This is a genomic window from Pseudobdellovibrionaceae bacterium, from assembly GCA_015163855.1.
In the GTDB taxonomy this organism is placed as follows: domain Bacteria; phylum Bdellovibrionota; class Bdellovibrionia; order Bdellovibrionales; family UBA1609; genus JAAOIH01.
This window is the reverse complement of sequence record JAAOIK010000038.1, coordinates 46,254-61,756: the sequence shown is the minus strand read 5'-3', so window position 1 is coordinate 61,756 and position 15,503 is coordinate 46,254. Positions and strand designations below refer to the sequence as shown.

Genomic DNA, 15,503 nt, shown 5'->3' with positions numbered 1-15,503 from the left:
CCTCAAAGTGATTAATTCATTATTATACATCATGGGTTATACTTCAACAGTATTTGTAAATAAAAGTATAATTTAGCAGATATCTCGTTCAATTGCTTTTTTAAGGCCACCGGTACTTTTTTAGAAAAGGCTATTGTTTCACATAGCATCAAAATTCTTTTTAAATCTGGCCCATATTGGCTTTGATAAGCCAACGGCAATTCATTAATCATTTTATTTAAAGATAAAAAATTATATTTTTTATTCTTAGACTTTTCTACTACCCAATAAGTTAAGTCTATTAAAGCTCTAGCTGCCTTTTTTTCATCAATAGGTAAAATATTTTTTTCTATTTCTAAAAATTTACTTTTTAAATTTAATAAATTGCTTTTTTCCTTATTTTTAATCTTACAGTATAAAATCCAAAGTAAGAAAAAAAATAGCAACAATAAAAAAGAAAGAATAAAGTATTTATTATATGTTTTTATTTTGTTTTTATTTTCTAATTTACCTATTTTTGTTTTAAATGATTTTTTAACAACATCATTTTTTTTTTCGATTATATTTTTTGTTTTTTTACTTAAAAGAACAGAATTTTTTACTTTAGGAGCTAAATAACCAAGGTTCTTTTTTACTAAGATATTTTTTTTTTGACTTAATAAAGTATAATAGACTTTTGTATGTGGATTGAAGGCAGTAAACCGAATAATAGGTAAAGCAATACTGCCTGCCACTTTAGGAATAACTAATAGTTCTATCTTTTTTTTACTGATACCCGATGCAAAAAAATTAATTTTTTCTTGAATATCATACAACTCTAAATTTTTGTCTAACTTTAAATTATCAAAATTAAAAGCATCTAAATTTCCTATGCCTTGTATAGTTACCTCCCATACAAAAGCTTTTCCTTGTTCAATTTTAGCTGTTTTTACTTGGTCACTGAGTTGAAATTCTCCCACAGCCCCTGAAAAAGTACCTTGTTTAGGTCTATCTGGTAACTTTATCACTTTTATTTTTTTTACATTAGAGCTACGGCGAAGCACAGAAGAGTTAAAACCAAAACTTGCTCTGTTAAAAACTTGTAGATCAACTATTAAAGGATCAATATTTAATTGCCCTAACTTTAAAGGAGAGACAAGGTAAGAAAACAATAAATGCTTTTGATAAATTTTATTATTTATAGTTACTTCTTTAGAGGTTTGTCTTCTATCTTGTAAACTTTGTAAATCTTTTTTCCAAAACGATTTTAATTTAGGCAATTGTTGTAAATCTACTCCAGAAACAGAAGCCCTTGTATACAAAAACCACCTTAATACCACTTGTTCAGATAAAAAGAGAATTTTTTTATCTAATTCTAGTTTAACAAAAATATCTGTTTTATTAAAAGTTCTTTTTTTCTGCTTAAAAGGAAAACTATCATCAAAAAAAGAATTTAAAGTATCAAAAGGATTTCTAGAGTTTTTTCTGCGAGCTTGAGGCTCTTTAACCACTTGTATTTTTACCGCTTTGGTTTTGTAAGTGGTATTGTTGGCTACAATTTTTATACTAGGCAAAAGTATCCAACCTAATTTTTTGGCTTTTAAAGTATAAGAAATTTTTTTAATTCTTGTAGTAGATACATTACCATTAATTATGTTTACACTTGTTTGTTCAGAATTAGACGAATGAGAAAATTCAATGTTTTTTGGCCAATTTGGCAATTCTGTTTTTGATGAAATAGACTTAGATGATTGGATAATTAACGAATAGGTAAAATCTTCTTCAATACCTACCACTTTGCTAGATAGCTGAGATTTTACACTAAGATTGTTTTTAGCATAAATACTAGGGGTAAAATAAAGATTAATAACTATAATAAACAATAAATATTTACCAATCTTTTTCACTGAAGCCTCCTTTTTTTTGATTCTTATTTTGCATTTTTTCATACACATGTTGCTCTTGTAAACGAATATTTTTTAAAATTTGTTCTATTTTTTGTTCGCTTAAATCGGATTTATTTTTATTTTTTAAATTTTTAGAAGAGGTGTCTTTTTTTGAGGTGTCTTTTTTTATTTGTTCTTGCTTTTTATTATCTTGTTTATTTTTATCTTTGGGGTCAGAAGAAGGTTTTGGTTTTTTTTGCTGAGATTGCTTTTTATTTGTGTTTTTTGAATTTTTATTGTTTTTATCTTTGCCTTTTTTCTCTTTCTCTTTGTTTTTCTCTTTGTTTCCCTTTTTCTCTTTGTTTTTGTTTTTAAAAAATAATTCTATATTTACTTTTACTTGCTTTTTTTTATCAGAATCTATATTTTTTACCTCTAAGGCTTTTTGATAAAAATATAATGCTTTATTAAAATAATTATGCTTTTGATGTAAAATAGCTAAATTAAAAAAACTAAAAAAAAGAATTGATGAAGCAACCTTCCTATTTCCTTCTGCTTGTCTTAAAATGTATTTATAAATGGATGATGATAAATTAAATGGGTTGTTCTCCTCCTCTTTAAAGGTTTGCATGCTGCTATCTTGAGAAACTTGTATACTACTGTTTTTAGAGGTTTGCATGCTGCTATCTTGAGATAAAATATAAGCTAAGTTAAAGTAAGAAATTAAAGATAGTGGCTTTTTTGCATAAGCCCTTATAACATTTTTTTTAGCCTTACTTAATTGCTTGTTTTGCAGGTTGATTAATATTTTTTTAGTATCATTAGGATAAAAATGATTATATTTTTTAGAGAAAAAATCACAAGAACTTAATAATACTGTTAAAAAAATAAGCTTATACATTACTTTTTCCTTTTTTTAAAAAAAACCAAGAAAATGTAATATCCAAAATTAAAAAAATAAAAACTATGAATAAAAAATAGGAAAACAAAGGGGTATAAATACGCTGATACGATAATTTTGTTATTTTGCTTTTTAAATTTTTTAAATCTATAAAAATATTATCAAAACTATTAGAAGTAAAACTAAGGTGATAATACTTTCCATTAACTAACTTAGATAACTTTTTTAAACTTGCGTTATTAAACTGTGTTAAAACTAACTCGCCCCTAGAGTTTCTTTTATAATCTATTTTTTCGCCTTTTTCATTTTTTAAAGGTATAGGCACTGCCTGATTTCTTCCCACTCCTACAGAAAAAATCCATAAGTGTTTTTTATTTAAAGTAATAGCCTGCTTTTTAATTTCTTTTTCATGTAATTCTCCATCAGAAACTAAAACAATAGCTTTATCTGTGTTTTTTGACTCTGAAAATAAGGATTGGGCTATTTTTAAGGCATAAGAAATTTCTGTACCCTGCCTAGGAACACTTTTTGTACTTAAAGATTTTAAATATAGCTTTAAACTATCTATATCTGTAGTTAAAGGAGAAATAATTTTTGCATCTTTTGCAAAGACCACTAAGCCTACTCTTTGCCCATCTAGTTTTGTTAAAAACTTAGAAACTTCTTTTTTAACAAACAATAAACGACTAATGCCTAAATCTTCTGCTAGCATACTAGTAGAAACATCTATTAAAAAAATAATTTCTGTTACTTTTTGTTTATTAGTTTTATATTTATTGCTTAGCTGTGGCCCTGCATAGGCTAAAATTAAGCTTAATAAAGCTATACATTGAAAAGTAATTTTTAAATAATTTTTATTTTGTTTTGTTTTTTGTAGAAAAGAAAAAATATTATGTTTCATTTCCTTCTCAAAAGCCTTTTTATTTTTTTGATAAAAAATAAATAAATATATTCCAACAATCAAAATAGGAATAAACAAATAAAAAGCAGTAAAATTATCCCAGCTAAACATATTTTTTTAAGAATAAATTCTTAACCCTCCCCATTCTAATAGTAAGGCTATACAATAAAGAATAATAGCCCATATTAAATAATCATAAAACTTTTCTTTATATTCAAAATATTGATTGTTTTTTATTTTACTAGTCTCTAAAAGAGAAATATTTTTAAAAACATTTAACAAGGTTTTATTACTCTCTGCTAAATAAAAATTTGCCTTTGTTTCTTTAGCTATTTGCTTTAATAATTTTTCATTTACTTTACTGTCTATAAACTGATATCTTGTTACTGTTTGTCCAAAAATATTTTTTCTTGAAATAGGGATTTTACTTCGGCCTTGCCTTCCAATGCCTACAGTATAAATTTTAATATTGTATTTTTTAGCCAATTGTAAAGCCAATAGTGGACTTATTTCTCCTGTATTATTTTCTCCATCTGTAATTAAAATAATAATTTTGCTTTTCAATTTTCGTAATCGTAATTTATCAATAGCACTAGCTAAAGCTACACCTATAGCTGTCCCCTGTTTAATATATTTTAATGTTTTTACTTTTTCTAATTGTCCTAAAAGTAATTTATGATCTAAAGTTAAAGGGACATGCATATACGAAGCACCAGAAAATACTAATAAGCCCATTTTATCTGACTTTCTCCATTGAATAAAATCGTTTAAAATCTTTTTTGCAGCCTGTAATCTTGTAGGTTGCAAATCGGGAATATTCATAGATTCCGAAATATCTAAAGCTAAAATAATTTCTAAACCTTTAGTCCATCTATTTTTATCTACTTTTTCTAATTGTGGACGAGCTAAAGAAATAATAACAAAAAATAAAGCGGCGTATTTTAAAAATGTAGGTAAAAATAACAGCCTTACCCTTAAACTAGGTTTTATTTTTTTGAAAGTATCTAAATTAGAAAATCCTGTTTTACTAGTTTTAAATTTAAAAATATAAGAAATTATAATTAATAGCATCCATATAATTAAAAAGTAAAAAAAATAAGGCTGTGACCAAACAATCATAAAACTTCCTCAATTTGATCTACTATTTTATTTAATTTATTTAATATAGATTGTTTTTTTTCTAAATTTATTTTACTAGAAGTCAAAGTTAAGTCTTCTACTAAAAAAAGTAAATTATTTTGTAACTGTAAAGAAAGCTGTTTGTTGCTTTTTATTGCTTTTTTAAGCCTTGTTAAAGAATATTGAAAGAAAGGAATTTCTGTTGTTCGTGTTAAAAAAACATAAAAAGCATTTTTTAATTCAACAAAAAAATCGTCAGATTTTAAAGACATTGCCCTTATAGATTTATGGTATTCGTTATATGGAGATATAGTTTTTTTATACTTAATTATCTCTTGTTTCTGTATTTTTTTATATTTATACCTGCTAACTAAAAAATATAACCCGTAACATATAAATAAGCTAAAAAAAACTATACTTATATATAAAACATTTAGCGAATTAGGCTCAACTATAGGACCATAGTAGCTTTGTGTTTTAGATTGCTTTTGTAAAACACTCTTTACTTTCCAATTTAAACCAGATAATAAAAACTGATTTTTTTCTAATTTTAATATTGGATTTACATTTTTAAAAACTCCTGGAATATAAGAGGTAACTGATAAAGATAATACATCTTGCTTAACTATTGGTTTTTGAAGTAAAACTAATTGATAATTTAATAAAGGTATTGGATATTTCGCATTAAAGAAAAAATCTTTTTTATCTTTTAAAATATTTTTTTCTTTTACCTTTAATGGACAAAATACAGTTTGAATATCCCCTACTGTTAAATTCTGCTTTTTTTTAAAAAAATAACACTGTAATGCAATCATATTTCGCTCTATATTATAAATTATTGATTAAAAAAATTAATAATAGGCAATGCCCACTTTTGGTCTGACTCAACTAATATTTTAGGGATATTGCTTTTTTTTAACTGTGCTTTAATAAGAAGCTCTTTTTTAGCAACCAATTCTTTATATTTTTTACAACTCTCTACAGAGCTACAATCAAAAATTACTTCTTGCGAATCTGTTTCACTCTCTAAATTAGAAAATCTTAATATTGCATTAATGTTAGGAAGCTCTCTTTCCCATTGATCTCGAATATGTATTGCAAACACTTCATGCTTAGACGATAATGTTTGCAAAACTTTTTCTTCTTGTAAAAAAAAATCAAAATCACTTAAAATAAAAATATGTGCTTTTTTATTTAAAACATTTTGTAAAAATTTTACACTGCTTTTTAATGAAGTTTTTTTTTGAATATTTTTATTAGATAAAATTTTAAAAAGAATATCATATACGGTTTGTTTGTTTTTTTGTGGTTTTATAAAATGCTCTACTTCATCGGAAAAAAGTAATAACCCAACCTTATCTTTATTTTTTATAGCCGTAAATGCTAATAAAGCACTTAGATAAGCACTTATTTCTTTTTTCATACTATTAGATCCAAAATTCATAGATGAACTAATATCTACTAATAAAATAACTTGTAGCTCTCTTTCTTCTTCAAATTCTTTTAAATAGGTTTTTCCTGTTCTAGCTGTTAGTGGCCAAGAAATATTTCGAGTATCATCACCGTAAACATATTCGCGAAATCCAGAAAAGTTAATTCCATTACCTTTTAAAGAGGAGGTGTACAAACCAGAAAAATTTCCTTGAACTAGTTTTCTAGTTTTAATTTCTAATTGCTTAACATAACGATAAACATCAGAAGGTATAGGTGATTTATATAACATAAATGCTTATTATAATTTAAATGTTTGTATTGGCTAAAATTTCTGTAATAATAGAATCTGTATTTATATTTTCAGCCTCTGCTTCATAGGTTAAAATTAATCTATGCCTTAATACTAAATAAGCTACTACCTTAATATCATCTAAATTTACATAATTACGACCTTTTAAAAAAGCCTGTGCCTTAGCTGCTGTGGCTATGCCTAAAGTCGCTCGAGGAGACACTCCCACCTTTACTAAATGTTCCAATTTCTTTAACCCATATTCTTTTAAACTACGAGTAGTCATTACTAAATCTACAATATATTTTTTTAAATTTTCATCGATATGAATTTCTCTTACTTGTTTTCTTGCTTCTAGTAATTTTTGTTGACTTAAAATAGGTTGAATATCAATGCTTTGAAAATCATTTATTTTTTCTAAAATTTGTAACTCTTCTTCTTTGCTTGGATAATTTACTTTTACTTTAAATAAAAAACGATCTAGTTGAGCCTCTGGTAATTCAAAAGTTCCTTCTTGCTCAATAGGATTTTGAGTAGCTAATACTAAAAACGGTGTTTCTAATGGATAAGTTTTGCTACCAATACTTACTTGTTTTTCTGCCATAGCTTCTAGCAAGGCACTTTGCACTTTTGCAGAAGCTCTGTTAATTTCATCAGCTAAAACAATATTACTAAATACAGGACCTTTTTTAACATTAAAATCCCCTGTGTTAGGATTAAAAATCATAGTACCAATAATATCTGAAGGCAATAAATCTGGTGTAAATTGAATTCTTTGAAAAGCTAAAGATAGAGTTTTAGAAAAAGTAGAAATACTTAAAGTTTTTGCTAAACCAGGAAGACCTTCTATTAACACATGCCCTTCGGACAGAACTCCCATTAAAATAGCTTCTAGCATTTCTTTTTGCCCAACAATTAATTTAGATAGTTCTTGAAATAAAACAGGAATCCACTCTGTATTTATGGTACAATTTTCATCGTTGTTGTTCATCCTAACCCCTCTTTATTACTCTTTATTACTCTCAATAACACTCAGATAACGCTAGTCATTTTTTATAAAATATGATATCTAATCTATAATAGTTATGACAAGTTATTTTTTATTTTATTTGAAAAAAGGACTATATTTAGTTACTTATTTTTTAAGCAGCTTAGCCTTTTTTTACTACGCCTCTATTACGGGAATAGTTATTTTTTTTCTTATTATTTTTTCCTTTATTATTTTCTATTATTTTTATTCTAAAAGTGCTGTTATAAAAATTTTTAAGGCCTCACTAATTCAAGGAATAGACCCTTTTTTCCTTAAAAAAAAAGTTCTGAAAATTAGCAAGATGTTAAACATATCTCCTCCAAATATTTATGTTTCTCAGGTAGATTTTTTCTTACTAACTACTTATTCTATTTCTAAAAATAATAGACAATTGTTTATATCAGAAAAGCTTTTAAATGATTCTACCCCTTCCCTTTTAGAAGCTTACTTAACTTTAGGTTTATCTCATATTAAGACTAAAGGTAGTTACAAAAGTTCTATTGCTTATTGTATTACCAGTATATTTTTAAATATTACTAATCAGTTAGATTCTTTATTTAGTGTGATTTTTGGCATTCATGTAGATCGCAAATACATTTACCGATCTCCCTTTAGCAGCTTGATGTCTTTGTTCTTATATAGCTTTAATTTTCTTTTTTTAACAGAAAGTACTACGGAAAAAAGTGATAAACTATCTACCGTGTACTGTGATACTTATAGTATAGAAAAAGCATTATGGAATTTACAATACTATTCTGTAAATATAGATTATCCACTAACATTGTCTTCTTCTATTCTTTGTATATTAAATCCGTTAGCTAAAGAGCATTGGTTTAAATATTTAAATTATCAATATAGAATAAAAAATAGATTACTAAACATTAATGGTAATTATCCTATTTTTTAGCTATAATTTAATAGCCTTTAACCAATAAATAGCTTGAGATTTTTTTAAAAAAATAGTTTCAAAGTATGTTGTAAAGTTGTCTTCTTTGTAAGGAGAGTGGTGTAAATCATAACTTATCTCTACAATACTATATTTTGTTTTTTTAACAGCTTTATATATCCATTCAAAATAATCTAAACTGTCTGTTTTAATCTCTAAAAAAGATTGTTTTTTTTGTAACAAAAATAATTTATCTAAAAAATTTTTTTGTATTAATCTATGTTTATGCTGTTTTTTCTTTAACCATGGGTCTGGGTGATGAATAATAACATTATTAACCTCTTCATTAGAAAATAAATCTTCTACAAAACAGGCATTATATCTTGCTACTCTCATATTTTTAGCATTGTTTTTTAATGCTCTTTGAATAGACTGAATTAAAGGTTTAAATTTTATTTCTAATCCCACAAGACAACGAGTAGAATGTTTATTAGCGTAATAAGCAAAGTGAAAACCATTACCAATACCGATTTCTAAATCTAAAGGAGTATTTTCTGTTACTTGAAAAATATTTTTTCGCCAAACACCTTTATTTTCAATTACTCTTTTTTCACTAAAAGCATAATTACTAAAACTACCCTCTAATAATTGAATATATTTATTAGGATTGGGAATGTCAGTAGTGGCTTTTAACTTAACATTAGACAAGAATTAAAACCTAATTGTTATTTTTTTTAAAAGTTTGTAAATCAGTTAAATAGTACATTAAATCTTTATTGATAAAAAAAGATAAGACGGGAAATATAACCACTCCTGTGCATAAAGTCATAAATGACCTCCAAAACAAAGAAAGAGAGTATAAAATATCAAACTGTTGTTTATCTGTACCTATTTGTACATTTGTATACCATTCACCAAAGGTTTTTTTAAAAATAACTCTTTGAATAAAGGTAGATACTTGAAAAATAAGACTAAAAATAAAAAGAAACTTTAAAGTAGAAAATTGCAGTAAATTTCCTGAAAAAAGCATTTTATACATAAAATTTATTAAAGCAAAAACAGAGAAATTAAATAGTAAATCTAAAATAAATGCAGAAAAACCAAAACTTACTTCGTTGTATAAATAAGTAAAAGCTTGAGGCTGTATTATTTTATTAGTATTTAATTGTTGATTTATAGGGCTTTGTACGCTTAATGTTTCTTTTTTATTTTTTTTATATTCTTCCTGTCTATCTTCAATAGATATAAAGCCTATGTTTTTTAAAGTTTGATTGCACTCTAAAGTATTAGCTTGGGCTGAATGGAAGTTGTTATTTTTTTTAGAATCTGCCTCTTCTTCTGTTTTTAGTGAAGAAAAATTATCCATACTATTTAATAACGTATGTGCATTTAAATTATCTATAGAAATAGAATAATCTATTGTATTGAGTGGTTGTTTCTTCTCTAACTGCACTTGCTTTAATTCTTTTTTCTCTGCTTGAATAACCCCTGGCGAAGAAAAAAATTCCACTGAAGGAGAAGAAGGCCAATTTTTTTTAACCTTTTTTTGACTATTTTTTGGAAAGTGAATAAATTCTTGATTGGAAAAAGAAAACTCTGGCTCTGTAGTAGAATAAAGTAAAGTTCCACTCGATATAGCCTTTGGTTTAATGCTCGGGGTTTTACTCAAAGCTTTGGAGGAGAACTCTTCTAATTCATTAGCTATTTTATGCAATTGATTAAAATCAATCATATTACTCCTATAAACACTATCTATTTAAAGACCTTGTAATTGATATTTTACTAAGCTTATAAGAAATAAACAAGCGGTCTCTACTTTTAACACCTGCTCTCCTAGAGAAAAGTCGAGTATATTTTGCGATCTAAAAAAATTAATGTCCTGTTGCGTAAAACCCCCTTCAGAGCCAATATACATAGCTAAGCTTTCCTGCACAGGGGTTTTTAAAGGGCTTATTACAGACGAAAAAGTTTTAGTGGCATTAACATAAGCCACAATCCCTGGAATGGCTTGTTGTTTTAGCCTAGAAACTACCTCTTCTCTACTAGACAGTGGGTGAATAATTAAGGGACTCGATCTTGCTGACTGACTCATAGCCCCAGACATGATTTTTTGCCATCGATGGTATTTTCCAACACTAATTTTACTGGCTGATTTAACAAAACTATTAGTGGTAGATAGTAAATGAATTTCAGAAATTCCCATTTCTACACTTTTTTCCAAAATAGATTCAAAAACAGAAAATTTAGGCATACTTAAAACCAAATGCAAAAATGGTTTTTTTAAGGCTACAATTTCTCTTTCTTCTAAGATAACAGCTGTGGCTTTTTTTTTAAAAATATTAGTAATTTCAACTAAATAGGCTTTACTTTTAATTAAAACCTCAAACTTAGACCCTTTTTTATTTCTACAAACTTCACAAATGTGATGAAAATTTTGCTCTTCTAAAATAATGAGCTTCTCTAGTAAATTAAGGTGTTTTTCTTCTAAACTGTAGCGGCGCATAGTTGATTACTTAGTGTTTTCTTTTTCAGAGCTTATGCCATTATCTAACATGTCACCTTCCATTAGTTCGCTTCTAATAATAGAAACATCTTTGGATGCCTGAATGCCTAACCGCACTTGCTTACCTTTAATTTGTAGAACTTCGATAATGATATTATTGCCTATGGATAGACCCTCGCCTTGCCGACGAGTTAAGATTAACTTCCCTTTTTTCAACTTCAACATCCTGTTTAAAGATTAATCGCTTACTCACCCTATAAAAAAAAGTGGTAATTTGTAATTGACGCAATCTATTAAACAACTATTCAAAAGTCAAGGCAAAACAAGATAGATACTAATTTATTAGCTAAAATACCAAAAACTACTTAACATAAATTATATGTTGTTTAAATACTGGCAGTACTTAAAAAAACCTCTCCTTTTTATATCGATTTTTAACTTACTTTGCCTAAATAATGTATTAGCTAAAAAAAGCCCTTTTTTATTTCAAAATACCAATAACTATAGAGAGAATTTTTATGGATTCTCCATACCGCAAGATCCTAATATAAAAAAATGGATTACTTTTTTTACTAGTAATAGAGGGAAAAAAATTATTCAAAATTGGACAGGTAATAGTCGAAAGTATTTTTATTTTATTGAAAAAAGTATTAAAAAAAATAATCTTCCTTTGGTGCTAGCTTATTTACCAATGATAGAAAGTGGTTTTTATGTTCATGCTCATAGCTCTGCTGGTGCTGTAGGTTACTGGCAATTTATGAAACCAACAGCTAAGCGTTTTAATTTGAAAGTGAGCCATTGGCTCGATGAAAGAAAAAATATTCATAAAAGTACTATTGCTGCCTTAAATTATCTTAAAATTTTGTACAAGCGATTTAAAAAATGGGAATTAGCTTTAGCTGCTTATAATATGGGAGAAAATCGCTTAGGCCGATTTATAAAAAAGTATAAAACCACTAATTACTGGGAACTTATTAATAAACCCGATTTTCCTAAAGAAACAAAAAATTATATTCCTAAACTAATCGCTGTCAGCTTAGTATTACAACAATCCCACCTTTACGGTATGAACATTAAAATCACTTCACCCAAACAAAAGAAGTTTAACTATATTTCTATAGCTGGAGGTACTTCTTTAAAAAATTTAGCCAATAGTTTAAATGTTCATAGCTCTTATTTAAAAAAAATTAATCCTGAATTAAAACAATTTCGCATTCCCCATTATGTTGAAAGTTATGCAGTAAGAATTCCTCCCAAAAGCTTTAAAACCATTGAAAATTATTTTAAAAAATAAAATGCGTGGTATAAAAAAAACGGGCTAATTTAATCTCTCCTGCGACTCACCCCAAAGGGATGCCTGAGCAAGAGAGCTTAAATTAGCCCGTGTTTTTTTTAACAGAATCTAAAAACTAATGTTTAGTAGTTTCCGTTTTTTTGCCAACACCTTTAATAGCTAAAATCTTTTCTCTTAAAGCAGAGAAAACCTTAGGATTTTCTTTTAAAAATACTCGTGCTTGCTCTCGTCCTTGACCAATTTTCTTATCATTTAAACTGTACCAAGATCCCGATTTTACAATTAACCTATTGGCTACTGATAAGTCTAAAACATCAGCCTCTGCAGATAAACCTTCTGCATATAGTAAATCAAACTCTACTTTTGCAAAAGGAGGTGCAATTTTATTTTTAACCACTTTAACTTTAATTTGGTTACCATACACATCTTCACCATTTTTTAATAAAGTAGAACGGCGAACTTCTAAACGAATAGTGGAATAAAATTTTAATGCATTACCACCAGTCGTTACTTCGGGATTACCAAAAACCACACCAATTTTCATTCTTAACTGATTAATAAAAATCACTAACGTGTTACTTCTTTTAGTAATAGCTGTTAATTTTCTTAAAGCTTGTGACATTAACCGCGCTTGCAAACCCATATGGCTATCACCCATATCTCCTTCAATTTCGGCCTTAGGAGTTAAAGCAGCCACAGAATCAATAACTAATACATCCACTGCTCCGGAACGAACTAAAGTTTCTGTAATTTCTAAAGCTTGCTCTCCTGTGTCGGGTTGAGAAATTAGCATTTCATCAATGTTAACTCCTAATTTTTTTGCATAATTTACATCTAAAGCATGCTCTGCATCTACAAAAGCTACTGTACCACCCATTTTTTGTGCTTGAGCAATAGTAGATAAAGCTAAAGTGGTTTTTCCAGAACTTTCTTGTCCATAAACTTCGACAATTCTTCCTTTTGGTAAACCACCAGCACCTAAAGCTAAGTCTAAACTTAACACCCCAGTACTTATTACAGGAATATCGGTATTAATATTTTTTCCACCTAGTTTCATGATGGAACCTTTACCAAATTGCTTTTCAATAGACTCAATTGCTAAATCTAAAGCTCTTGCTTTTGGATTATTTTTTACTCCTGTTTCTACCACTTTGTCTTTTGCCATACTTTTCTCCTATTTTGTTTTGTTTTTTATACATTCACTTAAAAAATCAAAGGCTCTTATAACACTTTGCTGTCTAACTTGGTTGCGAGACTCTTTATCAAACTTACACACTAGAGTCTCTTCAACATTGGGGCCAACCACACCTATATAAACAATTGGTTTTTGCGTTTTTCCTCCGATAATAGTACTTTCTGCAAAACCTGTACTGCTTAAGGCCCAATCTGTGGAAAAATTTTCCTTACAGCTTACAGCCATCGCCATCGCTACCTCGGCACTAATTATGCCTTTTTCTTCTATAAGTAGGTCAGACACTGATAAAAAGCTTTGTTTTACTGCTTTACTATAAGCCACAACAGAGCCTTTAAAATACTTAGAAGCCCCAGACCTTTGTATTAGTTTGTCAGATACCAAGCCACCTGTACAGCTTTCTGCACAACTAATTGTTAAACTATGAGTCAAAAAGTAAGAAATTATAAAATCCATAGAATTTGACATGACGCTCCTTATTTTTTATTAAGTAAAAATTTGCAACTTAAAAAATACTACCCTTAATATACTCCATGTCACTAAGGCTGCTAAAATATCATCCAATAAAATGCCAAAAGCACCCTTTATATTTTTATCCACAAAACCAATGGGAAAAGGTTTTATTATATCCAAACAGCGGAATAAAAGAAAAGCTGTAGCTATTAGCGAAAAATGGAAAGGGAAACCTAATACGGCGATATGCATACCTAAAAATTCATCTATCACCACCTCTTTAGGATCTTGGTTAGGGCAATGACTAGAAACTAAATACTTTTTAATAAACACCAATGACAGTAAAAATAAAAGTAAAATAAAAGTAATTTGCATAACCCAGCTTTGAGAAGATAAATAAAAAATACTAGGTAAAGCCACTAAGGAACCCCAAGTTCCTGGTGCTTTTGGTAAGTTTCCAACTCCTCCCAGAGTTACTATAAAATACGGTAATTTTTTATTTTTTTTTATAAATTTATCTTTCATTTCTAATAAAAACCTCTACAATAAAGCCAATGAATATTCAAGAAATATTAAAAGAAGCCATAAAAAAAAGCGCCAGTGATATTCACTTAAAAGTGGGCATGCCTCCTATTATACGTAAACACGGAAAGTTGCAAAAAATAAATGCTAGTGCAACAAAATTGACCTCTGAAGACATGATAAAAATTATGGAAATTATTAGTCAACCAAAAGATCAAAAAAGCTTTGAAAAAGGTTTTGATTTAGACATCGCCTATAGCTTACCTCAAGTGGGCCGTTTTAGAGTTAGTTTAACCAAACAAAGAGGTAGCACTCGAATAGTATTTCGTTTAGTAAATTTTAAAATTCCCAGCATCTCTGAATTGCAATTACCTTCTCTTTTAGAAAAAATTGCCTTAAAAGAAAGAGGTTTGATTTTGGTTACTGGTGCTACGGGATCGGGTAAAACTTCTACCTTAGTTTCCATGCTTAATCATATTAATCACAATAAAAATAAACATATATTAACTTTAGAAAATCCTATTGAATATTTAATTCGTGATTATAAAAGTATTATTACCCAAAGAGAAGTGGGTACAGATGTACAAAGCTTTAAAATGGGTCTTAGATCGGCCTTAAGACAAGATCCTGATGTGCTTTTTATAGGAGAATTAAGAGATATGGAAAGCATAGAGATTGCACTTACTGCCTCTTCTACCGGGCACTTAGTATTAGCCTCTATTCATAGCACTAGTGCTAAAGATAGTATTACTCGTATATTATCAGAATTTCCAAAAGAAAAACAAAATTATATCACCACTATATTAGCGCATAATTTAAAAGCTATTATTAGTTTAAGACTTTGTAAGAAGAAAGATAAATCGGGCGTAGTTCCTGCTACAGAAATTTTAATTAATAATTCTCGAGTACAAGAATTAATTTTAGAAAATCGTTTATTTGAGTTAGAAAGTAGTATGGAAGAGCATGCTGCAACTTATGGGTCAAAAACTTTTAATCAAAGTTTATTTGAGCTACTAGATAAAGATTTAATTGATTTTGAAGAAGCCAAAAAAATGTCAACTAATGCTAATGAATTTAAACTAAAATTTTCTAAAAAAAATACCAACGACGATTTTATACTATAATTAACCAAGGT

Annotated in this window: 17 protein-coding genes; 3 read left to right on the top strand and 14 right to left on the bottom strand. The window is 27.9% G+C overall.

Translation table 11 applies throughout. The features are described 5' to 3' along the window. Positions 1 to 29: 29 nt before the first annotated feature. The 7 genes from HAW63_04880 to HAW63_04850 form a co-directional block, all read right to left on the bottom strand. Positions 30 to 1,865, bottom strand: coding sequence for a protein BatD (locus HAW63_04880; protein MBE8163303.1), 1,836 nt, complete (start codon positions 1,863 to 1,865; stop codon positions 30 to 32). Further along, positions 1,849 to 2,745, bottom strand: a complete 897-nt coding sequence (locus HAW63_04875) for a hypothetical protein (GenBank protein MBE8163302.1) — start codon at positions 2,743 to 2,745, stop codon at positions 1,849 to 1,851. The genes HAW63_04880 and HAW63_04875 overlap by 17 nt, the downstream gene beginning before the upstream one ends. Continuing rightward, positions 2,738 to 3,646, bottom strand: a complete 909-nt coding sequence (locus HAW63_04870; GenBank protein ID MBE8163301.1) for a VWA domain-containing protein — start codon at positions 3,644 to 3,646, stop codon at positions 2,738 to 2,740. Before HAW63_04870 ends, HAW63_04875 begins: the two co-directional genes overlap by 8 nt. Positions 3,647 to 3,763: 117 nt before the next feature. Beyond that, a complete protein-coding gene (locus HAW63_04865) occupies positions 3,764 to 4,765 on the bottom strand; it encodes a VWA domain-containing protein (protein MBE8163300.1) in 1,002 nt (333 codons plus the stop codon). Further along, a complete protein-coding gene (locus HAW63_04860; protein MBE8163299.1) occupies positions 4,762 to 5,580 on the bottom strand; it encodes a hypothetical protein in 819 nt (272 codons plus the stop codon). The genes HAW63_04865 and HAW63_04860 overlap by 4 nt, the downstream gene beginning before the upstream one ends. A 20-nt stretch (positions 5,581 to 5,600) precedes the next feature. Continuing rightward, the gene (locus tag HAW63_04855) at positions 5,601 to 6,488 is read right to left on the bottom strand and encodes a DUF58 domain-containing protein (GenBank protein MBE8163298.1); all 888 of its coding nucleotides are present in this window, start codon (positions 6,486 to 6,488) and stop codon (positions 5,601 to 5,603) included. A gap of 16 nt (positions 6,489 to 6,504) precedes the next feature. Then, on the bottom strand, positions 6,505 to 7,479 hold the full coding sequence (locus HAW63_04850) for a MoxR family ATPase (GenBank protein ID MBE8163297.1): 975 nt from the start codon (positions 7,477 to 7,479) through the stop codon (positions 6,505 to 6,507). A gap of 340 nt (positions 7,480 to 7,819) precedes the next feature. On the opposite strand from HAW63_04850, the gene HAW63_04845 reads away from it, so the two are divergent. Continuing rightward, entirely contained in the window at positions 7,820 to 8,425 is a 606-nt protein-coding gene (locus tag HAW63_04845; GenBank protein ID MBE8163296.1) for a hypothetical protein, read from the top strand. Here HAW63_04845 and trmB read toward each other — a convergent pair whose 3' ends face one another. Genes trmB through HAW63_04825 form a run of 4 tightly spaced genes read right to left on the bottom strand, consistent with a single transcriptional unit; the run spans position 8,426 to position 11,132 of the window. Next, positions 8,426 to 9,112, bottom strand: coding sequence for a tRNA (guanosine(46)-N7)-methyltransferase TrmB (gene trmB / locus HAW63_04840; protein MBE8163295.1), 687 nt, complete (start codon positions 9,110 to 9,112; stop codon positions 8,426 to 8,428). Positions 9,113 to 9,122: 10 nt separating this feature from the next. Continuing rightward, the gene (locus tag HAW63_04835; GenBank protein MBE8163294.1) at positions 9,123 to 10,136 is read right to left on the bottom strand and encodes a hypothetical protein; all 1,014 of its coding nucleotides are present in this window, start codon (positions 10,134 to 10,136) and stop codon (positions 9,123 to 9,125) included. A 24-nt stretch (positions 10,137 to 10,160) separates the two neighbouring features. Then, positions 10,161 to 10,907, bottom strand: coding sequence for a 16S rRNA (uracil(1498)-N(3))-methyltransferase (locus HAW63_04830; protein ID MBE8163293.1), 747 nt, complete (start codon positions 10,905 to 10,907; stop codon positions 10,161 to 10,163). Between the two features lie 6 nt (positions 10,908 to 10,913). Continuing rightward, positions 10,914 to 11,132 carry a carbon storage regulator gene (locus HAW63_04825; GenBank protein ID MBE8163292.1) on the bottom strand — a complete coding sequence of 73 codons (219 nt, stop codon included), beginning with the start codon at positions 11,130 to 11,132 and terminating at the stop codon, positions 10,914 to 10,916. 154 nt (positions 11,133 to 11,286) lie between these two features. On the opposite strand from HAW63_04825, the gene HAW63_04820 reads away from it, so the two are divergent. Continuing rightward, positions 11,287 to 12,201 (top strand): lytic transglycosylase domain-containing protein, encoded by a 915-nt coding sequence (locus HAW63_04820; protein MBE8163291.1) that lies wholly within the window; start codon positions 11,287 to 11,289, stop codon positions 12,199 to 12,201. 115 nt (positions 12,202 to 12,316) lie between these two features. Here the strand turns inward: HAW63_04820 and recA are convergent, their stop codons facing one another. Genes recA through HAW63_04805 form a run of 3 tightly spaced genes read right to left on the bottom strand, consistent with a single transcriptional unit; the run spans position 12,317 to position 14,371 of the window. After that, positions 12,317 to 13,366, bottom strand: a complete 1,050-nt coding sequence (gene recA, locus HAW63_04815) for a recombinase RecA (protein ID MBE8163290.1) — start codon at positions 13,364 to 13,366, stop codon at positions 12,317 to 12,319. A gap of 9 nt (positions 13,367 to 13,375) precedes the next feature. Continuing rightward, a complete protein-coding gene (locus HAW63_04810) occupies positions 13,376 to 13,861 on the bottom strand; it encodes a CinA family protein (GenBank protein MBE8163289.1) in 486 nt (161 codons plus the stop codon). A gap of 18 nt (positions 13,862 to 13,879) precedes the next feature. Further along, the gene (locus HAW63_04805; protein ID MBE8163288.1) at positions 13,880 to 14,371 is read right to left on the bottom strand and encodes a phosphatidylglycerophosphatase A; all 492 of its coding nucleotides are present in this window, start codon (positions 14,369 to 14,371) and stop codon (positions 13,880 to 13,882) included. A gap of 29 nt (positions 14,372 to 14,400) precedes the next feature. Between HAW63_04805 and HAW63_04800 the strand changes: the two genes are divergently transcribed. Beyond that, entirely contained in the window at positions 14,401 to 15,492 is a 1,092-nt protein-coding gene (locus HAW63_04800) for a PilT/PilU family type 4a pilus ATPase (GenBank protein ID MBE8163287.1), read from the top strand. The last annotated feature ends 11 nt before the right edge of the window (positions 15,493 to 15,503 follow it).